The sequence below is a fragment of the Hamadaea sp. NPDC050747 genome (assembly GCF_040654195.1).
Classification (GTDB): domain Bacteria; phylum Actinomycetota; class Actinomycetes; order Mycobacteriales; family Micromonosporaceae; genus Hamadaea.
This window is the reverse complement of sequence record NZ_JBFAHM010000001.1, coordinates 222,598-246,108: the sequence shown is the minus strand read 5'-3', so window position 1 is coordinate 246,108 and position 23,511 is coordinate 222,598. Positions and strand designations below refer to the sequence as shown.

Genomic DNA, 23,511 nt, shown 5'->3' with positions numbered 1-23,511 from the left:
CAAGACCACAGCGCTTTGGTCCCAGATCGACGCAGCGTGTACCCTGGACAGGTTGCTCCGCTGCCCAGCGCTCCTGAGAAGGATGCTAGGGTGGCGGCCGAATAGACAGTCGAGAGACCGTCGAGAAGACCTCCCCCGCCGCCGTCCAGGGGCGGGGATGACCGCAGGAGAGCCTGACGTGAGCAAGCGCACGTACCAGCCGAACAACCGTCGGCGCGCCAAGACCCACGGCTTCCGGCTGCGCATGCGCACCCGTGCCGGCCGTGCCGTCCTGTCCGCCCGCCGGGGCAAGGGTCGCGCCCGCCTGGCCGTCTGAGCCGAGCGGGGCGGTGCCGCATGCTGCCGGCCGCGAATCGTCTGCGGAGCAGCCGCGAGTTCGCTGACGCCGTCCGCGCCGGTCGACGTGTCGGCCGGGGCACCGTGGTCGTCCACTTGAAGACCAGCATCGACCAGCCCGAGAGCCGGGAGCTCTCGGGCTGTGTCACGTCCGCCCCCCGCGCCGACTGTGACATGAGCGGCCCCAAGGTCGGCTTTGTCGTATCCAAGGCGGTTGGCGGGGCGGTTGTCCGGAACAAGGTCAAACGTCGGCTACGTCACCTTGTCGCGGCTCGCCTCTCGGCGTACCCGATGGGCACCACTCTGGTGGTGCGCGCGTTGCCGGCAGCGGCCCACGCGACGTTCGACCGGCTGAGCGCGGACCTGGACGCCGCGCTCGCGGCCGCGGCTCGCCCGCGCCGGACCAGGGAGGCGTCGTGAAGACCCTGCCTGGCGTGGCGCGACCTGCGACACTCCCCGGTCGCGTGCTGGCGCTGGGGGTTATCGCGTACCGTCGTTGGATAAGTCCGGGCCTGCCGGCCCGCTGCCGGTTCTACCCGTCCTGCAGTGCTTACGCGCTGGAGGCGCTCGCCGTCCACGGCGCGCTGCGGGGTAGCTGGCTGGCGATCCGGCGGATCGGGCGGTGTCACCCCTTCCACCCTGGTGGGTTCGATCCGGTTCCGCCGGCCGCCCACCGCCGTAACGAGGCGACTGGAGCGCAACCCTAATGCTTGATCCGATCTACTACGCGGTGTCGTGGGTCATGCTCTCCTGGCACTGGGTCTGGGACGAGATCGGCGTCGGCGAATGGCTGTCGACGAACTGGGACTGGGTCCTCTCGATCGTCTTCCTGGTGCTCACCGTCCGAGGCGTCCTCTTCCCGCTCTTCGTCAAGCAGATCCGCTCCCAGCGGGCGATGCAGGCCATCCAGCCCAAGATGAAGGCGCTGCAGGAGAAGCACAAGGGTGACCGGGAGACGCTCCAGAAGGAGATGATGGAGCTCTACCGCACCGAGAAGGCCAACCCCCTCATGGGCTGCCTTCCGTTGCTGATCCAGATGCCCATCTTCCTCGGCGCCTTCCACATCATCCGCCGCCTCGACGGCAAGCCGCACGACCCGACGCTCTACGGGTGGACGACCGCCCAGTTCGAGAGCGCGACGCAGGCGAAGCTGTTCGGCGTCTCGATCGGTGCCACGCTCCAGGCCGGCGGGCTCGCGACCGCACTGTGCGTGATCTTCGGCATCATCATGATCGCCACCACCTACATGACCAGCCGTCAGATGATCCTGAAGACCGGCTGGAGCGAGGACCCCCAGCAGAAGATGGTTCAGCGGCTGATGCTCTACGGCATCCCGTTGACGATGATCTTCTCCGTCTCGCTGTTCCCCCTCGGTCTGATCCTGTACTGGACCACGACCAACCTGTTCTCGCTCGGCCAGCAGTTCTGGGTGCTCAAGAAGTACCCGCCGCTCGTCAACGGCAAGCCGGTCGAGCCGAAGGCCAAGGCGAAGAAGGACGAGGACCTCGACCTGATCGAGGCGCAGCGCAAGGCGCTCGCGCCGAAGGTGGGCGCGAAGCCGACGAACCCGAAGAAGGGCGGCTCGAAGCCGAAGGTCGGCTGAGCCTCGTCCCCCTAAGCCATCGCAACAATCAACGGAGACAGCAGCGTGACCGAGACGAAGACCGAGGCGTTGGCCGCCGAAGAGCAGGCGGACGTGGCGGCGACCGCGGAGGCGGAGCAGCAGAGTTCGGAACCGGCCGGCGACGAGGAGCTCTTCCACCAGAGTGAGATCGCGGCCGACTATGTCGAGGGTCTGCTGGACATCCTCGACTTCGACGGCGACATCGACGAGTTGGTCTCGGGGGGACGCCCGATGGTCGAGGTGGTCGGTGAGCGTCTGGGTGCGCTCGTCGGCCCGCGCGGCGCCACCCTCGAGGCCCTGCAGGAGCTGACCCGGCTCGCGATCTACCGCGAGACCGGCTCGCCGAGCCGGCTGCTGCTCGACGTGGGCGGGTACCGGGCCAACCGCAAGAAGGAACTCGTCGCGGTCGCCAAGAACGCGATCGAGAAGGTTCGCGAGCACGGCGAGCCGGTCCGGCTGGAGCCCATGTCGGCGTTCGAGCGCAAGTGCGTCCACGACGTGGTCAATGCGGCGGAGGGCGTCGAGAGCGAGTCCGAGGGCGTCGAGCCGAACCGCCGGATCGTCGTCCACCCGGTGTGACGACCGAGATAATGGATCACATGACCCACGACCCCGCCGCGCCGGACTCTTCGGCCGGCGGGGTTCCTGCTTCTCTGGAATCTGCGGCCACGCGCTTGTTCGGGCCCAGGCTCGACCTTGCCACCAGCTACGCGCGGCTCCTCGCCACCGAAGGAGTGGTACGCGGACTGATCGGCCCGCGGGAGGCGCCCCGGATCTGGGATCGCCACCTGCTCAACTGCGCGGTGGTGGCCGAGTTGATTTCCTCCGGGGAAACGGTGATTGATGTCGGCTCCGGGGCCGGTCTGCCGGGTATCGTGCTCGCAGTGGCTCGGTCCGACATTTCGGTCACCCTCATCGAGCCGCTGGCGCGACGCACCGCTTTCCTCACCGAGGTGGTGGAGGCGCTCGGACTCGGCAACGTGACCGTCCATCGAGGACGGGCCGAGGAGGCGACCGGCGCGGAGGCGGATGTGGTGACGGCCCGAGCGGTCGCACCGCTGGATCGGCTGGCCGCGTGGTGCCTTCCGCTGGCCCGGATCGGCGGTCGCATGCTGGCGCTCAAGGGCTCCTCCGCCGCGGAGGAGATCGCCGAGCACCAGGCGGCGGTTACCCGCCTCGGCGGCGGTCCCGCCGTAGTCGTGCGCTGCGGTGAAGGCCTGATCGAGCCGCCGACCACCGTGGTCGAGGTGGAGTGCGTCGCGCGGATGAAGTCGAAGCCGTCACGCAAGGCGGCTCGCTCGGGGGCGCGGTCGCGGCGGTGATCTGGCCCCGGGCGCGAGGCGCGCATGGGGGTCGAAGTGGCGGTACGCGGGGGTCGGCGCCCGACAAGCTTGGCCGACGTCGAACGTCTTTCACGTCCGGCCCCGGCGCTCCCGTCGCAGCCCCTGGCCTTAAGTCTCAGGGTGTGGGATGGCCCACAGCGGGATCGCCGCGCATGGCCGGTCGCCTGCTGCTGGTGAATGGACTGGCGGTGTTCACCCCGCCGGTTCGTGCCGTTGACGATGCCCGACCGGTGGACTCAACTGGAATCACGAGCGCCAGCGCCGTAGGCTGGCCGCGCGTCGTTTGTGTGGACCCCCTTCTGGCGCGGGTCAACGACGCGGTCGAGCCGTCATCCATCAGGGGCAGGGATGTGACCGTGCAGAACGATGTTTCACGTGAAACATCGGTGCCGCAGCCGCGGACACCGACCTTTCTAGCACCCGAGTACGCCGAATCGGGCGCCCGGAACGAGGCCGAGGCCGCGCCGCGGCGCGCCGAAGAGCCGCCGCGAACCGTGACGGGGTACGCCCCCGCTCCCCCGAATCCGCCCGGCACCCGTCCGAGCCCGTCCCCCCGTCCTGTCAGCGCGGTCCCCGGCGCGACCGCGACCAACGCTGCGCATGTCGAAACCGAGGTCCCCGTGGCGAACACGTACGGTGCAGAGGAAGTCGCGGCAGAGCCGCGCGAGGACGACCCGCCGCTGGCGATGGAGGCTATGCGAGCCGTGCAGATTCTGAACCCGAGCGGCGAGATCACCATGCCTCGCCCGGCCCGGCCGCGCGTCATGTGTGTGGCCAACCAGAAGGGCGGCGTGGGCAAGACCACCACGACCGTGAACCTGGCGGTCGCCCTCGCCCTGCACGGCAACCGCGTACTGGTGGTCGACCTCGACCCACAGGGCAATGCCTCCACCGGGCTGAACGTCCCCCACCACGCCGGCATCCCGGACGTCTACGACTGCCTCATCGAGAACGTTCCGCTGGCCGATGTCGCCCAGCCGGTCGAGGGCATCCCGAACCTGCACTGCGTACCGGCGACGATCGACCTCGCCGGTGCGGAGATCGAACTCGTCTCGGTCGTCGCGCGGGAGTCCCGCCTCGGGCGGGCCATCCAGGCGTACCCGAACGAGTTCGACTACGTGTTCATCGACTGCCCGCCCTCACTCGGCCTGCTGACGGTCAACGCGCTCGTCGCGGCGCAGGAGGTGCTGATCCCGATCCAGTGCGAGTACTACGCGCTGGAGGGTCTGAACCAGCTCCTCAACAACATCAACCTCGTGAAGGCTCACCTGAACCCGACGCTGGACGTGTCGACCATCCTCCTGACCATGTACGACCGGCGTACGCGCCTGGCCGACGCGGTGGAGCAGGACGTGCGCAACCACTTCGGGGACAAGGTGCTCACCTCAGTGATCCCCCGCAACGTGCGGGTGTCCGAGGCGCCCAGCTACGGCCAGTCCGTGATGACGTACGACCCGGGCTCCCGTGGGGCGACGAGCTACTTCGAGGCAGCCCAGGAGATCGCCGAACGCGGCGCGAAGATCGGAGTCACCGCATGAGTGCCGCTGCACGGCCGAAGGGCGGGCTGGGGCGTGGCCTCGGCGCGCTGATCCCGACCGGACCGGCGCCCGCCGCCGCACCTGAGGAGCCGGCACCCGCCGCGCCTCGGCAGAGTACGCCGGCGGCCGAAGTCGTACCGCCCACCGCTCGCCCTGCCCCGGCCGCACCTGACACGCGTGAGTTGGCTCCGGTTCCGGGTGCACGGTTCGCTGAGATCTCGGTCGACTCGATCGTCCCCAACCCGAAGCAGCCCCGAACGGTCTTCGACGAGGAGGCCTTGGAGGAGCTGAAGATCTCGATCCAGGAGGTCGGCTTCCTCCAGCCAATCGTGGTCCGCGACCTCGGCGCCGACAAGTACGAACTCGTCATGGGCGAGCGCCGGTGGCGGGCCGCCCAGGCGGTCGGCAAGGACCTCATCCCGGCGATCATCCGGGACACCCGGGACGACGACATGCTCCGGGACGCCCTCCTGGAGAACATCCACCGCGCACAGCTGAACCCGCTCGAAGAGGCGGCGGCGTACCAGCAGCTGCTGGAGGAGTTCGGCGCCACGCATGAAGAGCTGGCTCGTCGCATCGGCCGCAGCCGCCCCCAGATCTCCAACACGATCCGGCTGCTGAACCTCCCGGCGCCGGTTCAGCGCCGGGTGGCGGCAGGCGTACTGAGCGCCGGGCACGCGCGGGCACTCCTGGGTCTGGACGACTCGGCGAGGCAGGAGGAGTTGGCGACGCGCATCGTCGCCGAGGGTCTCTCCGTGCGAGCGGTCGAAGAACTCGTCACGCTCGCGGTGTCTGACGGTACGCCAGCCGAGAAGTCCCCCGCTGCCCGCCGTTCGAAGCCGCACGCGCCGGCGCTGACAGACCTGGCCGATCGTCTCTCCAACCGGTTCGATACGCGGGTGAAGGTCGACATCGGCCGCTCGAAGGGGAAGATCACGATCGAGTTCGCGACGGTGGACGACCTCGAACGCATCGTCGGCATCATCGGCGTGGACCGCCAGGAGTAGTCCGACATTCACGGCAACGGCCCGGTCGCTTCGCGCGGCCGGGCCGTTCTCGTTGTGGATCTCCGTGTTTCACGTGAAACATCGCGACGCCGGGCCGGCCGGCTGTAGAGGGTGAGTGGCTGCGCGACGTGAGCGGCGTTGGCGCTGGGGAGTTCACCAGCTCTACGCCGCTGGGTTCTCCGCTCAGCCTCCGCTAGTTTCTCTACTCGTTTCTCCGCGCGGTTCTCTGCGCTCGACTACCGGCGTCCAGCTCTGCGCTCGGGGCTCCGCGCCCGGCTCTCTTTTGCTCGGTTCTCCTCCCCTCGGTTCCCCCCGCTCGACTTCCGCGCTGGACTTCCGCGCTCGACCGGCGGCGTCCGGCTCTGCGCTCGCGGCTCCGCGCTCGACCCTCAGCACGCGGCTTTCTGCGTCAACCCCCGGCTCGTGAGTGTGTCGGGCTCGCTGGGTGCGCTCGCCTCTTGCGCGACACGGCCTAGCCGTCGTCGCGGCCGAAGACCTCGCGCGGCCGAAGACCTCGCGCGGCCGAAGACCTCGCGCGGCCGAAGACCTCGCGGGCTACCGCGGTCTGTGCGCATGGCGGCCACGGGCGCCGGTAATTGAAGCGAGCGGTTCACGGCCGCCGATCGCCTTGCGCAGCGATGCACGCCGCCGTGACGGTCTTGGTCCACAGCTCGGGGTGAGTGAACCAGAAGTCATGCGGCACACCTGGCACCGTTGAGAATCGTCCGCGTGGAACGAGCGCGGCCAGTTGCGCCAGCGGCCACGACGGGCGGATGTCGTCCCCAGCGGCGATGAAATGCATCGGCACGGCGCAGTCGGCCAGTCCACGCCAGAGCGCGGGCCCATGGATCCAGTCGGTGAACGAATCGCTGAGGGCCGCGTGGACTTCGGGCACCCAGTCGACGTCCACGAAGGGTGCGGTGGCCTTCCCCGCTTCGTACGCCTGAGACCAGGTGCGGTCGCGCTGTGGACCCCGGCCGGCGACGCCAACCACCGCGGCCACCACCTCCGGATGTTCGACGGCGTAGCGCACAGCCAAGTCGCAGCCCCACGAATGGCCTACCACGATCCAGGTGTCGATTCCGACCGCCGCACGGATTCCTTCGAGATCAGCGATCGCTCGTTCCATGCCGTGGGGGCCTCCGCCCGAGCGGCCGACTCCGCGTGGCTCGGGGTACCAGGCGCGGTGGTGCAGCGGTGCGATCCCGTCCTGTTCCAGATACTGCACACAACCAGGTCCGCCGGTGAGGACCACAACATCAGGACCCTGGCCCGTCACGCCGACGTGTAATGAGGTGTCTCCAACTCGAATCGTCCGCGACTCCATGCCCGCGAACGCTACCAACGTCAGCCGTACGCCTCCGGCCGTGATGCGGACGCAGCTCCATTCCGCGAGCCGATGCCGGAGCGCGGGCGAATCGATCCGGGCTTGCCCGCGCCAGCCTCCAGCCAAGCGACGGTCTGCGGCGAGCGCCGGGTCGGCGAGTGGATCTTCGTGTTTCACGTGAAACATGGCCCGCGGCCGTCGTTTCACGGCGCGGATCGGGGCCGGTCGGCAGGAGCGGCTGTCGGGCGCTCTCCCCGCTCGGAGCGGCCGGGGCGTAGTGATGCATCCGGTAGTCGCCCTCGTGTGCCAGGCGGTGACGTCGGCAGAGCCGACCGGATCCGCATCGGGTCTCAACCCGCGTATCGAACGGTCGACCGTGTGGTCGGTGTGGCAGGTGCGCCGGATGGCTGCATCCGGGTGCATGGCACGCGGTGTCGTCCGCGGGGCCCATCGCCAGTGGTGGGCGTCCGGGAATCGCACCTCGGGATTGGCTGACTTCGGCGGGCCCGATCGAGCGGTCGCAAACGCAGTACGCCGGACTCGACCGGCTCATTGCGGCACACCACAACATGCGCCGAACCGGTACGCCGCATCCCGCACCGCCGGTACACCACAACACGCCCCGCCCGGTACGCCGCCACACGCGCCAGGCCGGTAGGCCGTGACACGTACTGTGCCGGTGTGCCGCTAGCCGCTCCGAGGCGATTGGGGGGCGCCGTGCTGGGGCGAATCCGAGTGGCACCGACGTACAGAAGTTGGCGGTAGTGGTGCCGGAGTGCAGGAGTTGGCCGTCGCCGTCGTAGACCCGGTAGCGCCACGGCTGGCGGGCCACTCCCCATCCCTTCACCGTGTTCGGCTGCGGCGGCTGCTGTTTGGCGATGCGCTTCTTCCTGTTCTATTTGCCGCGCAACGACATGCCGGCTCGCTGTGCAACGAGACGCGGGGCTTGCGTTGTCACGACTTGCCGGGTTGCGGCGCCACCACCCCCGAGCTTTGCTGCGCCAGGACTCGCCGGGTTGCTGCGCCTCGAGTTGCCGGTTAGCTGTGTGACGACTTGCCGGGTTGCTGTGCCACCAGTTGTCGGGCGATGTCGACGACCACGAGTCCGTACCTGCGAGATCCGTCGGGGTCGTCAGGCCCCCGCGGGCGTTCCGCCGGAACAAGAAGTTGAACGCCATCGGGGCAAGCGACGGGTGTGGCACCACAGTCCAGCCCGGAGCAGAGCGCAGAGCATCGGGGGCGCAATCCTCAGGCGAGGGTGTCGACCATTGGAAGGTGGCCGCTGCTCTGGTCGGCGGCAAAGATCCCAGAGAGGCACGCGGTGGTGCCATCATTCGGCGCGGGCATACCTGGCGGTCCTCGACGGAATGTTCATAGCCGGCCCGTGCGGTATCGGGGTCGGCTATGACCAACTCCTTCCGAAGCCGAGTGCGGAGTTGCCCAGCGTCAGCTCGCTTCGTGATCGTGAAGAAGTCGGGCTGCGGCACCGCAGGCGATCTCCTCCGGGGCCGAGATGAGTGCGTCAGAGAAAGGCCCGCGCCGCGGAGCAGACAGATATGACCGCGGTTCAGGTCCACATACCATCAGCAGCTGGGTCACCAAGCCCCGCGCCAAGGCGACCTGACTCTGTGCATCACGCCGCGCCAGGTGCACAGCGAAGGGGACCTCGTCGGAGTCGAACCGAGCGCCCACAACGCCCTGCAGCCCCAAACGGCGCCGCGATGCCGATGCCGGCCGAGCGGGAAGGCGTCGGCCGGGCGATCGCCGAGTCCGGGATCGCCCGCGACGAACGGGTCGCCGTCCAGTCGGCGCTCGGCGCGCAGGGCAGCTTCGCGGCGCGGCGCCGGGGGCGAGTCGCTGGTATTGCGGCGAGTGCCCCGCAAACTCGGCATCACCCCGACAACCCGGGGCGGGACAGCAGCCATCCCTGCAGCAACCCAAGGATGGGCTGAGCGCCCGCCGAGCCGGCGCAGGATGACGAGGACACAAGGACGGCGCAGGCCGGCCAGGACAGCGCACCACCGCCAGGGCGGCCAGGACGGCACAGGCCGGCGGGACCGCGCAGGAAGGCCGTGGGGTGCCGCATGGACGGCGAGAACGCAGTGGACGGTGAGGACGAAGGCAGACGGCGAGTACGCACGGACGCCGCAGGGACGGAGGACGGCAAGGACGGGGAGGACGGCGAGGACGGCGCAGGGACGGCGAGGGTAGCTAGGGCGACAGGACGGCGCGCCGAGCGCAAGCACTTCCAGGTCAGCCGTGTCGAGGCAGTGCGAACTGGGGTCTCGGCCGACAGTGTGGCCCGGCGGGCAGTGTAGCCCGGCCGGGAGTGTGGGACGACCGGCAGCGTGGCAAGCGGGCAGCATGGCAAGGAGGGCTGCCCGCAGGCTGCCAGCGCGGCAAGGCCGGCAGTGTTCGCAGAGCCGGCAGCGTGGTACGGCGGGCAGCCTCACCAGGCCCGAGACCGCCCAAGTGCGGCAGCGCTCGTACACACGTTTGATCTCCGGCGACCCATGAAAGGCGCCGTCAGGCCTGTGGAACAAGCCAGGCCAACCTGTGGATGACGGAAGTCTGGAGATGCCCGGGACCTGCGAAATCCCCAGGCCGGGCGAAGTTATCCACAAGATTGATGGAGTTATCCACCGGTCCCGTTTCACGTGAAACACCCCGTGAAAAGCGGTCACGGTTACCCTCCGGAGCCGATCGTGAGCGCTGAAAACCTGCGCTGACGGGCCATTTCTTGGGACGGTACGCGGTACGCCCGGGCCCAGACCGGACCCGGGTGACACACGGTGGAACCCATTCTCCACAGAGTTATCCACAGGGCGGTGTGTGTACCGGTGGATAACTCTGTGGATTGTGGACGACGCCAGCCGGTTTCACGTGAAACGGGAGCGCCATGGAGGTGGCGGGAGCGCGCGGGAGCCGCTGGGAGGGTGAGGGCACGCCCGGAGGGGAGACAGCCGATGACCCGCTCCGATAGGGTTCCCTCGTGGCTGAAACACCCCTCCCCCTCCCGGCCTTCACCTCCTGGGACACGTTCCCGTTCGAGGGCGATCTGAAGGTCAAGGCGCTGGATGCGCCGGTCGACGTCGAGCCCGCCCGCAAGGGTGAGGAGATCGCCGACTGCAAGGCTTGCCAGTCCGGCGACGACTCGTACATCTGGGTCAACGAGCGCTGGCGGGTGCGCTCCATGGACCGCCCGACCGGCCTGCCGATGATTCTGATCCTGGAGCCGCGGTCGCATCTGGACCTCGGCGATCTGCCCAACCTGCTCGCCGCCGAGTTGGGCGTCATGACCGTCCGCGTTGAGCGTGCGATCCGGTCGCTCGACGACGTCGCGAGGGTGCACGTGAACCGCTGGGGAGACGGCGCCGCGCACCTGCACCTCTGGTTCATGGCGCGGCCGAAGGGTCAGCTGCAACTGCGTGGCTCTTTCCTGCCGATGTGGGACGACATTCTGCCGCCGGTCGAGGAGCGCAGGTGGCGGGAGGACCTTGCGCTCGTCGCCGCCTGGCTCGCCGAGTTCGGCGGCACGGCGTTGGCTCAGCCGCCCCGGATCGAATGGCAGGCGCCGTCGAGCTTCGTCGAAGGCCTCGGCGTTCTGAGCGACGAGAAGGAGAGCGACGGCGGGGCCGGTGGGAGCGAGGCAAGTCCTGCAGAGCCGGCGGTCCAGGTGTCCGAGGGCGTGGAAAAGAGCCCGGAGACGGAGAAGCCGAGCGGCGCAGCGGTCGGAGTGGCCTCAGTCCCCCGTCCCGGACAACACGCCGCCGCCACGGGACAGCACACAGCCTCCGCAGGACAGTCCGTAGCGGTCGCTGGCGAGCCTGGCACAATCGCGGGACAGTCCACGGCCGCTCCGCAGCATCCGGCTCAGCCGCCAACGGGATCGGTGGGACAACCGCCAACCGGGCCCGCAGGACAGCCGCCAACGGGATCAGCGCCCCAGCCAACAGGATCCGCGGGACAGCCGCCAACCGGGCCCGAGGGACAGCAGCCAACAGGATCCGCGGGATAGCCCCCGACCGGACAGTAGGCAGCCGGCTGCCGACTACAGGGCACACCAGGGACAGCAACAGAAACGGCGGCTGGTTTCACGTGAAACCAGCCGCCGTCCCGTAGACCCGTTCACGCCAAAGCAGGCCCGCTCACGCGAAGCAGGCCCATTCACGCGAAAGCAGACCCGCTCAGGCGAAAGCAGAAACAGACCGGCTCACGTGAAAGCAGAAAACACACCCGCCCACGCGAAGCAGAAAGCACACCCGCCCACGCGAGGCCGCCCCGTTTCACGTGAAACGGGGACAGCAACTCAGAACTACCAGGGCAACTGTCCCGCTTCGTTGAAGAACTGAGCGGTCGGCCCGTCCGCCCCGATCTGGGCGAGGCGTACGGCCACTCGCGCCCCTTCCTCCGGCGTCTTGAAGCCGGACTTCCCGTTGAGGTCGGTGGCGGTGTATCCCGGGCAGACCGAGTTCACCTTGATGGGCGTGTCCCAGAGTTCTTTGGCGTACTGGACGGTGATCATGTTGACCGCCGTCTTGGACACCGGGTAGCCGAGGCTCACGAGGGACCAGTACGGGCTGGACTGGTCCAGGGTCAGGCCGAACGAGCCGACCTCGCTCGCGACGTTGACGATGCGGCCGGCGGCCGAGCGACGGATCAGGGGCAGCATCGCGTTCGTGACGGTGACGAGGCCGAAGACGTTCACCTCGAACACGGCCCGGATCGAGTCGGCGCTCTGGCCGCTCGGTGCCCAGGCGGCGGGGTCGGCCGCCCGCTCGTCTCCGTCGGCTCGGGCGATCCCGGCGTTGTTGACGAGGATGTCGAGTCGGGCGTACTCGTGCTCGATGTGCTTGGCGGCGGCGGACACCGAGGCCGCATCGGTCACGTCCAGCTGGACGAAGTGCGCGTCCAGTCCTTCGGCCGATAGTGCCGAGGCCGCAGCGGTGCCCCGCGCGGTGTCTCGGGCGCCGACCAGAACCGTGTGGCCCGCCGTGCCGAGGCCCCGAGCGATCTCGTACCCGATTCCCTTGTTGCCACCAGTGATGAGTGCGATCGAAGTCATGAGATCCACAGTCGCCCGTCCGGTGGCCACCTGGGAGGCCCGGCTGATGGTGGTATCGCCGGTACCTGGTTCGTCCCTCCCGAAGAGAGGAAACTGGAGGCATGAACCGTGCCGATCTCGCCGAGTATCTGCGAGCCAGAAGAGCCCGGCTACGGCCGATCGACGTCGGGCTGCCGGACAACGGCCGGCGGCGTACGCCTGGACTGCGGCGCCAGGAGGTGGCTCAGCTCGCCGGGATGTCGGTCGAGTACTACACGCGACTGGAGCAGGCCCGGGGTCCCCGGCCGTCCCGGCAGATCCTGAACGCGCTGGGCCGGGCGCTGATGCTGAGCATCGACGAGCGGGCGCATCTGTTCCACCTCGCCGGCGAGACGGTCTCCCCCGCCAGCCGTCCAGCGGGAGACGTCCCGCGCGGCATCCAGAACATGATCGCCGCGATGACGGACCAGCCCGCATACGTCATCGACGTCAAGTACGACATCCTGGCCTGGAACGACCTGGCGACGGAGTTCATCGGCGACTTGAGCGCCCCTGGGGTCGAGCGCAACATGCTGCGCTGGATCTTCCGGTCGCCCCATCTGGCCGAGTACCTGTGTGACCTCGACCACAGCGTCTTCGTCCGATCGGCCGTGGCCGACCTGCGTGCCGCGTCGGCCCGCTATCCCGACGACGAGAGCCTCAACAGCCTCGTCGACGAGCTGCTGCGGATGAGCCCGGAGTTCGGGGAGTTGTGGGCCGACCATGAGGTGCAGGTACGCCGGGGGATGAAGAAGAGCTTCGTGCACCCCGTCGTCGGCGCCGTCGACTTCCACTGTGAGGTGCTGTTGATCCCCGATCGGGATCAGCGCCTGATCGTCTACACCACCGAGCCGGGATCGCCGTCGTGGCGGGCGATGCGGGAGATTCGGGAGAGGCAAGCCAAGATCGTGAATTGAGTACGCTGGGCGGGTGGGCGCGCGAGGCAGGGTTCTGGTCGGCTCGCTCGCCGTCACCTCACTGGTGGGCTACGGCTGCCTCTTCTACGCGTACTCGGTGCTGTTGACGCCGATGGCGCGCGATCTCGGCGCCAGCCCCACCCGGGTGACCTTCGCGATGACCTTGTGCACCCTGGCGTCGGCGGGCACCGCGGTGCTGGCGGGGCGGTGGATCGATCGGCGGGGCGGCCGCGGGCTGATGACCGCGGGTTCGATCGGCGCGACCCTCCTGCTGGCAGCGGCGTCCCAAGTGGACGATCTCATGACCCTCTATCTCGTGTGGGCCGGAATCGGCGTGACCTGGGCGTTGGTCCTTTACGAGCCGGCCTTCGCGGTGATCGTCCCGCGGCTGCCCGCCGAGCGCCGCGCCCTGGCCCTGCTGACGGTGACGGTCGTGGGCGGCTTCGCGAGCACCATCTTCCTGCCGCTCACCGGCGCGCTCGTGGAGCATCTGGGGTGGCGCGAGACGCTCCTCTGGCTGGCCGCGATCCTGGGCGTCGTCACCATCCCCCTGCACTTCGTCGCGGTGCCCGACGGCCCGGCGACAAGCCGGCACCAGCACCACCCAAGCAAGGCGGTGATCGCGGAAACCCTGCGGCGGCCGCGCTTCTGGCTCTACGCGGTAGCGTTCACCGCCAACAGCTCCGTGGTCACCACGCTCGGCATCCAGCTCGTCAGCATTCTGCGCGACCTGGGGCACTCCACGACGGTCGCCGCGAGCATCGCGGGGCTCATCGGGCTGCTCTCGGTGACCGGGCGGATCGCCATCACCGCGCTGCAGCGCTGGACCCAGCCGATCGGCGTCGTGTGTGGCCTGTTCGTGGTGCAGGGGCTCGCGCTCGGGCTGCTGCCGTTCGTGGGCCGCGCGACCGTGGGCGCGGTGCTCTGCGTGGTCACCGTCGGTCTCGGCTTCGGCGTCGCCACGGTGACCCGGCCCGCGCTGGTCGCCCAGCACTTCGGGACCAGGCACTTCGGCACGGTCGCGGGCATGCTCAGTACCTCCGCCGCGATCGGGGCGACCACCGTGCCGCTCGTGGTCGCGGCTCTGCGGGGCGCGGCGGGATCGGTGATCCCGGTGGAGGTCTGCGCGTCGCTCTTCGCGCTGGCCGGTCTTCTGCTCTTCACGAGTACGCGGACAGCAGCGACCGCCGTCGGCGACTAACGGACCGCAGCGCGCTGGACGAGCGTGGCGAGCACCTGGCCGAAGTCCAGGCCGGCGGCCTGCACCGCCATCGGCAGGAGCGACGTCTCGGTCATCCCCGGCGCGACGTTCACCTCGAGAACAGTGCACTCGCCGTCGGGGGTGACGATGAGGTCCACCCGGGACAGGTCCCGCAGCCCCAGGGCCCGGTGTGCGGCCAGGGCCGCGTCGGCGACCCGCTCGGCGACCTCGGGCTTGAGCCGGGCCGGGGTGTGCCACGTCGTCACGCCCGCCGTGTAGCGGGCGGCGTAGTCGTAGACCCCGCTGTTCGGCACGATCTCGACCGCCGGGAGCGCCAACGGCCCCTCCCCCAGGTCGATCACCGAGACGGCCACGTCCACCCCGCCGACATAGCGCTCGACCAGCGCCGTCGGCCCGTACGCGAAGCAGCCCACCATCGCGGCCGGCAGCGCGTCCGCCGTACGCACGACGGTGGCGCCGAGGCCGGAGCCGCCCTGCGCGGGCTTGACCATCAGCGGCAGCCCGAGGCGCTCCACGATCCGGTCCAGCACCGCGACCGCACCGAGTTCGGAGAACCGCTCGTGCGGCAGCGCGACCCACTCCGGCGTCGGGATGCCAGCCTCCGAGAGCACTGCTTTCGCGGAGGGCTTGTCCCAGGCCAGCCGGGCGGCCCGGGCGTCGCAGCCGACGTAGGGGACGCCGCAGAGGTCGAGTACGCCGCGGAGGCTGCCGTCCTCGCCGATCCCGCCGTGCAGGGCGATGACGACGGCGTCCGGCGGGTCCTCGCGCAGCGACGGCAGCAGCGTGACGTCGGGATCGTGCAGTTCGGCGTCGACGCCGACCGCCTTCAGCGCGTCGATCACCCGCTGGCCGGAGCGCAGCGAGACGTCCCGTTCGTAGGAGAGGCCTCCGGCGAGGACGAGGACTCGGCCGACCTGGGCGGTACGCGACATGGACTCGATCATGCCAGCCCGGGGTTGTCGGCCCCCGGCCAACGGGACCCCGACGACGGAGCGGCGCCGAGGCCGCCGGTGGAGCCGAAGACGGCCCGCATCGCCATCTCCTGCTCGATGACCCCGGCGAGGCGGCGTACGCCCTCACGGATGCGCTCAGCGGGCGGGAACGAGAAGTTCAGCCGCAGGTGCCGCTGGCCGGTGCCGTCGGCGTAAAACCCGGTTCCGGGCACGTATGCCACCCGGGCGGCGATCGAGCGCGGCACCATCGCCTTGGCGTCCATGCCTTCGGGGAGAGTCGCCCAGACGAACAGTCCGCCCTCGGGCTTGGTCCACGTCATCCCGGCCGGCATCAGGTCGGTCAACGACTCCAGCAGCGCGTCCCGGCGCTCCGAGTAGAGCTGCGCGAACGTCTTGATCTGCTCCCGCCAGGGCATCGTCGCGAGATAGGTGCTCACGGCGTACTGGGAGAAGTGCGGCGGGCACAGGATCTGCGCCTCGGTGGCGATCACCAGCTTGTCGCGTACCGCGTGGGGAGCCAGGATCCAGCCGACCCGCAGCCCGGCCGCGATCGTCTTGGAGAACGTGGAGAGGTAGAAGACCCCTTCGCGGCGGCGAGCGCGCAGCGGGCGCGGGGCCTGGCCGCCGAAACTGAGCTTGCCGTACGGGTCGTCCTCGATGACCAGCAGTCCGGCCCGCTCGCAGATGTCGAGGACCTGCTCACGGCGCTCCTCGGTGAGGGTGACGCCGGCCGGGTTCTGGTAGGTCGGGATCGTGTAGAGGAACTTCGCCCGGCGTCCGGCCGCGGCGGTCGCCTTGATGGCCTCTTCGAGCGCGGCCGGGATGAGCCCGTCGTCATCCATGGCGACGTGCACCACGCGGGCCTGCGCCGTCTGGAACGCGCCGAGCGCGCCGACGTAGGTCGGGCCTTCGGCCAGCACGACGTCACCCGGGTCGAGGAACAGCCGCGCCACCAGGTCGAGCGCCTGCTGACCGCCGATCGTGACGACGACGTCGTCGGGCGAGGCGCCCATGGCCGCGTCGATGCCGCTGTCGGCCATCACCTCGCAGATCTGCTCGCGCAGCTCCGGCAGGCCCTGGCCGATGCCGTACTGGAGGGCCTGCGAGCCCTGGTTGGCGATGAGATCGCGCAGCATCTCGCCGATGGCGTCCAGGGGCAGGGCGGAGGTGTAGGGGGCGCCACCGGCCAGGGAGACGACCTCGGGACGGTTGGCGACGGCGAAGAGTGCTCGGATCTCGCTGGCGGTCATCCCGGCGACGCGCTGGGCGTACACCCCGGTGTAGTCGTCCAGCGTCGTTCCGCTGCTGTCACCCCAGCCGCTCATGCCAGCCTCGCCTCCTTGCGCCCCTGGCGAGGCGCGCATACAAGTTTCGATAGTAACGGCGCGTGGGTACCGCGGTCCCGGCCAGTTCCCGGAAGGTGGCTCTTCGTCCCGGTAGATGGACGCGAACGGCGGATCGTGCCCGGATCTCCTCGCGTTTGGTCGTTACAGCGCGTATTTTCGAGAGGTCGGCATTTTCCAGCATCACTACCCAGAGCGGGCACGCCATGTCGCGACGCGTGGTCAATCTGACCCTGGACACCCTGGAAGACCTGCCCCGCAGTTGCCGGGGCTGCGTCTATTGGGAGCTGGATCCGGTCTCGGCCGAGCGCGCGTGCGCCAACGGCGATCCGGGGCTGGAGAAGGAGGCCTGGGTCTCCCAGACGCTGCTGGAGTGGGGATCCTGCGGCAAGATCGTCTACGTCGACGGCATGCCGGCCGGGTTCGTCATGTACGCGCCACCGGCGTACGTGCCGCGTAGTCACGCCTTCCCGACCTCACCGGTCTCCCCCGACGCCGCCCTCTTCATGACGGCCAACGTCGTCGCGCCGTTCGCCGGGGGCGGCTTGGGCCGCATGCTCGTCCAGGCCATGGCCCGCGACCTGATGAAGCGCGGCATCAAGGCGATCGAGGCGTTCGGCGACGCCAAGTTCGGCGAACTCGACTCCGAGCTCGGCCCGGTGGGCTGCGTGACCCCGGCCGACTTCTTCACCGCGGTCGGCTTCAAGACCGTCCGCCCGCACCCGCGCTTCCCCCGCCTGCGCATGGAGTTGAGAACAGCGCTCTCGTGGAAGTCCGACGTCGAGTACGCCCTCGAGAAGCTCCTGGGCTCGATGAGTCCTGAGGGCCTGCTGCGCCCGGTACGCCCGGCGACCCGATCGCTATCGGGCCAGCTCGGCTCGTAGGGCGCTCACGTCGATCGAGCCGGTCAGCACGTCGGCGTCGACCGGGTAGTACATCCGCTGCACGGCCGCCACGATGGCCTCCACGACCCGGTCCCGGAACCGGGGATCCGTCAGCCGCTCGCGGTCCGACGGCGAGGTCAGGTAGCCGATGTCCACGCGTACGGCGGGCATCCGGGTCAGCTTGAGGACGTCCCAGCTCTTGGCGTGCACCTGGCAGTTGCGCAGGCCGGTTCGGGCGACGATCTCGCGCAGGACCAGACCGGCCAGCCGCTCCCCCATCGTCGAGGTGACGCCGTTGTCGGTGCCGTAGTGGAACGCGGCGACCCCGTCGGCGGCCGGATTCTTGTGCCCGTCGATGTGGATGGAGATCAGCAGGTCGGCGCCGAGGTCGTTGGCGAGTTGCGCCCGCTGCAAACTGGAGACCTCCGTCGGCGGGTTGGGCCCCCGGGTCAGGTGGACGCGCATGCCGCAGGCGGCCAACCGGCCCTCCAACCGGGCCGCCAGGTCGTACGCGAGATCGGCCTCGGACCAGCGCAGCGGACCGTCCGGGACGGTGACGCCGGGATCATCGGCGCTGCCGTGCCCGGGGTCGATGACGATCTGCCGCCCGACCAGCACCGGCCCGTACGCCCGGAAGACCTGCTCCTCCCGCAGACGCAGCGGGGCGCCCCCGGTCACCTTCCGGCCGAGCCGGCGCAGCGCGTGCAGCGTCTGCGGGCCGCAGGCGCCGTCCGGAGTGAGGCCGACCTCCCGCTGGAACTGCGCCACCGCCCGCGCCGTACGCGGCCCGTAGACCCCGTCGGCCCGGCCGACGTCGTAGCCCATCTCCAGCAGGCGTTCCTGCAGTTGGCGTACGTCGTCGCCGGTCAGCGCGTCGGGCACGGCGTGGTAGAGGGTCCGGGCGCCCAGGTGCCACTGCGCGGCCAGCAACGCCCGCCACGTCTCGTCACCCACTTCGCCGTCGACCGACAGCCCTCGGCTCTGCTGGAAGGCGCGTACGCCCCGCTCCACGTCGTCCGTGAAGGAGGCGGCATCGTTCTCGGGCTTCTCGTCGGCCAAGCTCATGCCCGCGAGGATGCCGCGGATCTCGAGCACCGCCGCACCCCGGTCGCCTCGCCGGATCGGACGCACAGACCACCTCCTGCCGAAACCTTCCCCGGACCATCCCCCCACCGCGGCCGCCCTAACCAGAGGCGACGTGTCCGGCTTGCCGGATGTGCGAGGAGAAGGCCCCCGGGAGCGTACCGTGCGCATCGGCGAAATCGTCACACGAAACGGCTTCGGCCCCGTCAGCGAGCGCCGACGGGGCCGAGGAACGACTGCGATGCGGGGATTACAGGGCGGACTCGATGAGCCGGACCAGCTCACCCTTGGGCTTGGCGCCGGCCACCGACTGCACCGGCTGGCCACCCTTGAAGATGGTCAGCGTCGGAACCGACATGACTCGGTACGCCCGCGTCGTCTCCGGGTTCTCGTCGATGTTGACCTTCACGATGCGTACCCGGTCGCCCATCTCGTTGGCGATCTCCTCCAGCACCGGCGACACCTTGCGGCACGGCTGGCACCATTCGGCCCAGAAGTCCACCAGAACCGGCGTGTCGGACTGGAGCACGTCGCTGACGAAGGTGTCGTCGGTGACGACCTTGGCACCCATGGGGGTCTCCTTTGCGGTTGCTGCTGATCAGTGGTGGTGGGCCAGCCAGCGCTCGGCGTCGAGCGCGGCGGCGCAGCCGGAGCCGGCCGCGGTGATGGCCTGACGGTAGGTGTGGTCTACCAGGTCGCCGGCGGCGAAGACGCCGGGCAGGTTCGTGTAGGTCGAGCGGCCCTGGGTCACGACGTAGCCGTCGTCGTCCAGATCCACCTGGCCCCGGAACAGCTCGCTGCGGGGGTCGTGGCCGATCGCCACGAAGACGCCGGTCACGTCGAGCTTGCGCTGCTCACCGGTGACGGTGTCGTGCAGCGTGATGCCGGTGACCTTGCCGTCGGAGCCGAAGATCTCGTCGATCGCGGAGTTCCAGGCGACCTTGATCTTCGGGTTCGCCAGCGCCCGCTCCGCCATGATCTTGCTGGCGCGGAACTCGTCGCGACGGTGGACGATCGTCACGGTCTCGGCGAACTTGGTCAGGAAGGTCGCCTCCTCCATCGCGGAGTCGCCCCCGCCCACGACCACGATGTGATGGCCGCGGAAGAAGAAGCCGTCGCAGGTCGCGCAGGACGAGACACCGTGGCCGAGGAACTCCTGCTCCCCCGGTACGCCCAGCGGGCGCCAGGCCGACCCGGTGCTGAGGATGACGGCGCGTCCGGCGTACTCGGTCTCGCCGACCCAGACCTTCTTGACGTCACCGGTCAGGTCGACACGGGTGGCGTTGTCGGTCAGGAATTCGGCGCCGAACCGCTCGGCCTGCTTCCGCATCTGGTCCATCAGCTCGGGACCCATGATCGCGTCCGGGAAGCCGGGGAAGTTCTCGACTTCAGTGGTGGTCATGAGCGCGCCGCCGGATTCGAAACCCTCGATCACGAGCGGATTCAGGTTCGCCCGGGCCGCGTAGATCGCCGCCGTGTACCCGGCGGGACCGGATCCGATGATGATCAAGTTCCTGACGTCGCTCACAGTTGCTCCTCGGGCATCTGCCATGGGGACGGACCGCGTCACCGACCCTAGAAACGTCATCGTACGGATGTGGAATTCCCGGGCCGCGCAGGCGTGCGCGAGGTCACGCGACGCGCTTGCTCACCACGAGGTCGGCGTCGTTGCCGGCGCCGCAGCCCGGCCCCGCCACCGCCACCCAGCGGGCGTCGTCGGCCGTCCGGGTCACCACGATCAGCGCGGCCGACCCGGCGTATCGGGCGTAGTCGACGCCCACCACGTCGCCCGGCAAGCCGGTCCCGCGGAGCAGGGTCAGACAGCGGCTCAAGGTCCCCTCATCGAGCAGCCGGGACAGCTGGTCCGGCACCGGCGACGCGAACGAGGAGAAGGGAGCCGGCGCGCTCGACGCCTTCTCCTGGTCGCCGCCGCTCGGGGCAGACCGGCTGGACAGCGTGTTCGCGTTGCCGAAGTCCGTCGCGAGCACCAGGGTGGTCGCGGAGTAGTCACGTCCGGTGGCGAACCGTGCGGTGGCGATCGTCGCGGAGTTCGGGGCGGAAGCGACTTCGTTGCCTCCGCCACTGTCGGTGGCCGAGTCGGTCAACGGACGCAGCGCGGAGATGCCGAGGCCGAGCGCCGCCAGGATCACGATGCCGACCAGGACCGGCGCCCAGCGGCGACGCCGCGAACCTGCGCGCCCGCCCGGGCGGTTGTCCGCCGCCCGATTGTCGGCCGGCCGGTTGTCGAGCGGGCGGGTCGGGGCGGTCGGGTCGGGTGCGCCGATCGGCGGCTCGGCCAGCAGAGCGGCCTCCAACCGGCCCCAGACGTCGTCCGGCATCGTCTCCGGCTCGGCGGCGAGGCCACGCAGCCGCCCCTGAACGTCGTCCGTGGCCGCGACCAGTTCGGCGTGCGCGGCGGCCCAGGTGATGTCGGTCCGGATCCGCTCGCTGACCTGGTCGGCCTCCGGGGTGCCGTCGAGGGCGCCGCCGACGTAATCGGCGAGCAGATCCAGGTCGGGCTGGTTGATGGGGCTCATGCCGACCGACCTCCCGCCTGATCTAGCCCTGCCCGTGATATGCCTGAGACGTCGTCGTGACCTGCCGGGTTCCCACCGTTGCGTAGGTCACTCAGCATCGTCGCGAGCCTGGCTCGCCCGCGTGAGCAGCGACTCTTCACGGTACCTTCGGCCACTCCCAAGATCGTGGCGACTTCGGCGACCGGATAGCCCTGGACGTCGACGAGGATCAAGGCGGCCCGCTGCTCCTCGGGGAGCTGGGCCAGCGCTTGGCGTACGACGAGGTGGGTGTCGTGGTCGATGACCGGCGAGGCGGGTTCGGGACGGCGACGGCCCTCGTCCTCCGCCGACTCCCCGGGCAACGGAACGGTCGGCCGGGCCTGCCGGCGGCGTACGCGGTCGAGGCAGGAGTTCACGACGATGCGGTGCAGCCAGGTGGTCACCGCCGCCTCGCCGCGATAGCCCCCAGCCGACCGGTACGCCTTGAGCAGCGCGTCCTGGAGCGCGTCCGCCGCTTCCTCCCGGTCGTGCAGCGTACGCACGGCGACGGCCCACAGCCGGTCCCGATGCCGCCGGACGAGTTCGGCGAAGGCCTCCCGATCTCCGGCGACGTGTGCGGCCAGCAGATCCTCGTCCGACAGCGGCAGCATCACTTCACCCGGACCGTGATCTCCTGAACGCCGATCTGGTACCGGTTCGAGCCGTCCTCGGGGTCGCGCGGAATGCCGCTGATCCAGAGCACGAGGTAGCGGACCTGGGCGGCGTCCTCGGTGCTGAACACCATGTTGGTCCCGTTGAACTCCTCGAGCGCGCCGCCGATCTGCGTGAAGGAGGTCAGTGCGCCCTGGTCGGGCACCGTGTTGCCGCCGAGCAGCTTCACCGAGGCGCCGTTGTCGGACAGCACGACGGTGACGTCGGCGACCGCTTTGGCCGCGCCGAGGTCGATGACCAGGCCCATGCCGGGCTTGATCCCGCCGGGACCGAAGTTCTGGTTGTAGTGGTCGGTCTTCCAGCCGGTGCTCTTCTTGCCGTCGACCGCGCTGGCGAGCCCGTCGGTCTCGTCCTTGCCGCCGTAGGGGTCGAACAGGCCGACCTGCGATCCCGAGAGGGTGTAGACCACCGGGTCCACCACCGGCGTCGCGGCGCTGGACGGACCGGCGCTCGCCGTCGGCCCGCTGCCGCCCTGCTCGTCCTTGCTGGTCAGGGCCTTGGCACTGAGCGTGAGGCCGACAATGGCCAGGACGACCGCCGCGGCGACGCCGTACATGAGCCGGCGGGGCGCCTGCCGGGTCGGCTCGGGCAGCGAGTCGCTGAACCGGAGCGTTCCGTAGCTGCGCTCCTCGGGGCCGACGTCGAGACGGCCGAGCTCGGCGGCCAGCACGTCGGCGCTCGGCAGCGTCACCTTCGGATCGAGCAGGTCGTAGACGAGGTCGTCGATGTGCGTCGGGATGCCCGCTCGCACCTGACGGGGAGCGGCCAGTACGCCGTATTCGTCGCGGACCGCGTCGGGCAGGGCGGTCGGCCCGGCCTCCTGCTGCGGCCACTGCTCGGTCAGCGCGTAGTAAAGCAGTCCGCCGATGGCCCGGACGTCGCCGTCGTTGGTGGCCGACCCGGCACGGGCGTCGGTCAGCACCACGCGGCCGTCGTCGGCCATGAGCACGGTGCCGGGGTGGATGTTGCCGTGCGCCATGCCACTGGCGTGCAACGCCGCCGTCGCGTCGGCGACCGAGTGACTGATGTTGATCGCCCGGTCGGGGTCGAGTGCGCCGTCGGACTCCACCATCTGCCGCAGTGAGTGGCCCTCGATCCACTCGCGGACGACGTATGCCCGGTCGACCTCGTCGATCGCGTCGTAGACGCCGATGAGGTTCGGGTGCACGACCCGGCTCGCGGTCACCGCGGCGGCCAGCATCTCCTGGGCGGCGTCGCCGCCCGGTGCGCGCAGCACGACGGCGATCGGGCGCAGCAGCATGATGTCCACACCGCGCCAGACCTGCCGGCCCGCGGCGTCGTCGTTGATGTGCTCCTCGAGGCGGTAGCGCTCGGCCAGGACCTCGCCCACGGCGGCCGCCCGCACGGCGGCGGGTGGACTGTCCGAGTCGGCGTCCGCGTCGGCGGCGTCCTGATCGAACTCCTGGCGGCTCGCGCGGCCGCTCCCCGGCGTGGCTTCCGCAGGCGGCTGGTCTGCTGGGCGGCGTTCCCGCTCCGCCACCGGCTGACCTTCGTCGACCTGGGTCACCCCGTCCTCCCTCGGTGCTGGGCCATCTGCGGACTGGCGGTCTCGCTCATCTCGTAGCCTAAGCGCTCTCGGCGCACACTGGGTGCGACCTTACCG

The 23,511-nt window shown here is 69.8% G+C and carries 22 protein-coding genes; 12 read left to right on the top strand and 10 right to left on the bottom strand.

Going from position 1 to position 23,511, the window contains the following annotated elements; all coding sequences use genetic code 11:
• Positions 1–178: 178 nt before the first annotated feature.
• The 8 genes from rpmH to AB0H43_RS01165 all read left to right on the top strand — a co-directional run bounded on the left by rpmH (position 179) and on the right by AB0H43_RS01165 (position 5,848).
• Positions 179–316 (top strand): 50S ribosomal protein L34, encoded by a 138-nt coding sequence (rpmH, locus tag AB0H43_RS01200; RefSeq protein WP_020522716.1) that lies wholly within the window; start codon positions 179–181, stop codon positions 314–316.
• Between the two features lie 20 nt (positions 317–336).
• Complete coding sequence (rnpA, locus tag AB0H43_RS01195) at positions 337–756, top strand: ribonuclease P protein component (RefSeq protein ID WP_359994605.1); 420 nt, start codon at positions 337–339, stop codon at positions 754–756.
• A 44-nt stretch (positions 757–800) separates the two neighbouring features.
• Positions 801–1,043 carry a membrane protein insertion efficiency factor YidD gene (gene yidD, locus AB0H43_RS01190; RefSeq protein ID WP_359995716.1) on the top strand — a complete coding sequence of 81 codons (243 nt, stop codon included), beginning with the start codon at positions 801–803 and terminating at the stop codon, positions 1,041–1,043.
• Entirely contained in the window at positions 1,043–1,939 is an 897-nt protein-coding gene (gene yidC, locus AB0H43_RS01185; RefSeq protein WP_359994602.1) for a membrane protein insertase YidC, read from the top strand. Before yidD ends, yidC begins: the two co-directional genes overlap by 1 nt.
• Positions 1,940–2,032: 93 nt before the next feature.
• Positions 2,033–2,539, top strand: a complete 507-nt coding sequence (locus AB0H43_RS01180) for a R3H domain-containing nucleic acid-binding protein (protein ID WP_359995713.1) — start codon at positions 2,033–2,035, stop codon at positions 2,537–2,539.
• A 20-nt stretch (positions 2,540–2,559) separates the two neighbouring features.
• Positions 2,560–3,282 carry a 16S rRNA (guanine(527)-N(7))-methyltransferase RsmG gene (rsmG, locus tag AB0H43_RS01175; protein WP_359994599.1) on the top strand — a complete coding sequence of 241 codons (723 nt, stop codon included), beginning with the start codon at positions 2,560–2,562 and terminating at the stop codon, positions 3,280–3,282.
• A 515-nt stretch (positions 3,283–3,797) separates the two neighbouring features.
• Positions 3,798–4,841 (top strand): ParA family protein, encoded by a 1,044-nt coding sequence (locus tag AB0H43_RS01170; RefSeq protein ID WP_359995710.1) that lies wholly within the window; start codon positions 3,798–3,800, stop codon positions 4,839–4,841.
• The gene (locus AB0H43_RS01165) at positions 4,838–5,848 is read left to right on the top strand and encodes a ParB/RepB/Spo0J family partition protein (protein ID WP_359994596.1); all 1,011 of its coding nucleotides are present in this window, start codon (positions 4,838–4,840) and stop codon (positions 5,846–5,848) included. The genes AB0H43_RS01170 and AB0H43_RS01165 overlap by 4 nt, the downstream gene beginning before the upstream one ends.
• 610 nt (positions 5,849–6,458) lie before the next feature.
• On the opposite strand, the gene AB0H43_RS01160 is transcribed toward AB0H43_RS01165, so the two are convergent.
• Positions 6,459–7,175 (bottom strand): alpha/beta hydrolase, encoded by a 717-nt coding sequence (locus AB0H43_RS01160; RefSeq protein WP_359995707.1) that lies wholly within the window; start codon positions 7,173–7,175, stop codon positions 6,459–6,461.
• Positions 7,176–10,167: 2,992 nt separating this feature from the next.
• Between AB0H43_RS01160 and AB0H43_RS01155 the strand changes: the two genes are divergently transcribed.
• Positions 10,168–11,193, top strand: a complete 1,026-nt coding sequence (locus AB0H43_RS01155; protein ID WP_359994593.1) for a hypothetical protein — start codon at positions 10,168–10,170, stop codon at positions 11,191–11,193.
• A 297-nt stretch (positions 11,194–11,490) separates the two neighbouring features.
• On the opposite strand, the gene AB0H43_RS01150 is transcribed toward AB0H43_RS01155, so the two are convergent.
• Positions 11,491–12,240 (bottom strand): SDR family oxidoreductase, encoded by a 750-nt coding sequence (locus AB0H43_RS01150; RefSeq protein WP_359994591.1) that lies wholly within the window; start codon positions 12,238–12,240, stop codon positions 11,491–11,493.
• Between the two features lie 101 nt (positions 12,241–12,341).
• On the opposite strand from AB0H43_RS01150, the gene AB0H43_RS01145 reads away from it, so the two are divergent.
• Entirely contained in the window at positions 12,342–13,175 is an 834-nt protein-coding gene (locus tag AB0H43_RS01145; RefSeq protein ID WP_359994588.1) for a helix-turn-helix transcriptional regulator, read from the top strand.
• A gap of 13 nt (positions 13,176–13,188) precedes the next feature.
• Positions 13,189–14,376: an MFS transporter gene (locus AB0H43_RS01140; protein WP_359994586.1), complete on the top strand. Its 1,188-nt coding sequence runs from the start codon at positions 13,189–13,191 to the stop codon at positions 14,374–14,376.
• Here AB0H43_RS01140 and AB0H43_RS01135 read toward each other — a convergent pair.
• Both AB0H43_RS01135 and AB0H43_RS01130 read right to left on the bottom strand, forming a co-directional pair.
• Positions 14,373–15,329 carry a D-alanine--D-alanine ligase gene (locus tag AB0H43_RS01135; protein ID WP_359994583.1) on the bottom strand — a complete coding sequence of 319 codons (957 nt, stop codon included), beginning with the start codon at positions 15,327–15,329 and terminating at the stop codon, positions 14,373–14,375. The two genes, AB0H43_RS01140 and AB0H43_RS01135, sit on opposite strands and share 4 nt — an antisense overlap.
• An 8-nt stretch (positions 15,330–15,337) precedes the next feature.
• On the bottom strand, positions 15,338–16,675 hold the full coding sequence (locus AB0H43_RS01130) for a PLP-dependent aminotransferase family protein (protein WP_359994580.1): 1,338 nt from the start codon (positions 16,673–16,675) through the stop codon (positions 15,338–15,340).
• Between the two features lie 224 nt (positions 16,676–16,899).
• On the opposite strand from AB0H43_RS01130, the gene AB0H43_RS01125 reads away from it, so the two are divergent.
• Positions 16,900–17,577, top strand: a complete 678-nt coding sequence (locus AB0H43_RS01125) for a GNAT family N-acetyltransferase (RefSeq protein ID WP_359994578.1) — start codon at positions 16,900–16,902, stop codon at positions 17,575–17,577.
• Here the strand turns inward: AB0H43_RS01125 and AB0H43_RS01120 are convergent.
• From AB0H43_RS01120 to AB0H43_RS01095, 6 genes are all read right to left on the bottom strand, one after another.
• A complete protein-coding gene (locus AB0H43_RS01120) occupies positions 17,554–18,708 on the bottom strand; it encodes an N-acetylmuramoyl-L-alanine amidase (RefSeq protein ID WP_359994575.1) in 1,155 nt (384 codons plus the stop codon). The genes AB0H43_RS01125 and AB0H43_RS01120 overlap by 24 nt on opposite strands.
• Before the next feature lie 202 nt (positions 18,709–18,910).
• Complete coding sequence (gene trxA, locus AB0H43_RS01115) at positions 18,911–19,231, bottom strand: thioredoxin (protein ID WP_359994572.1); 321 nt, start codon at positions 19,229–19,231, stop codon at positions 18,911–18,913.
• 27 nt (positions 19,232–19,258) lie between these two features.
• The gene (gene trxB, locus AB0H43_RS01110) at positions 19,259–20,188 is read right to left on the bottom strand and encodes a thioredoxin-disulfide reductase (protein ID WP_359994569.1); all 930 of its coding nucleotides are present in this window, start codon (positions 20,186–20,188) and stop codon (positions 19,259–19,261) included.
• A gap of 103 nt (positions 20,189–20,291) precedes the next feature.
• Positions 20,292–21,197 (bottom strand): hypothetical protein, encoded by a 906-nt coding sequence (locus AB0H43_RS01105; RefSeq protein WP_359994566.1) that lies wholly within the window; start codon positions 21,195–21,197, stop codon positions 20,292–20,294.
• Positions 21,194–21,826: an RNA polymerase sigma factor SigM gene (gene sigM / locus AB0H43_RS01100; protein WP_359994563.1), complete on the bottom strand. Its 633-nt coding sequence runs from the start codon at positions 21,824–21,826 to the stop codon at positions 21,194–21,196. The genes AB0H43_RS01105 and sigM overlap by 4 nt, the downstream gene beginning before the upstream one ends.
• Positions 21,826–23,415, bottom strand: a complete 1,590-nt coding sequence (locus tag AB0H43_RS01095) for a protein kinase family protein (RefSeq protein ID WP_359994561.1) — start codon at positions 23,413–23,415, stop codon at positions 21,826–21,828. Before AB0H43_RS01095 ends, sigM begins: the two co-directional genes overlap by 1 nt.
• Between the last annotated feature and the right edge of the window lie 96 nt (positions 23,416–23,511).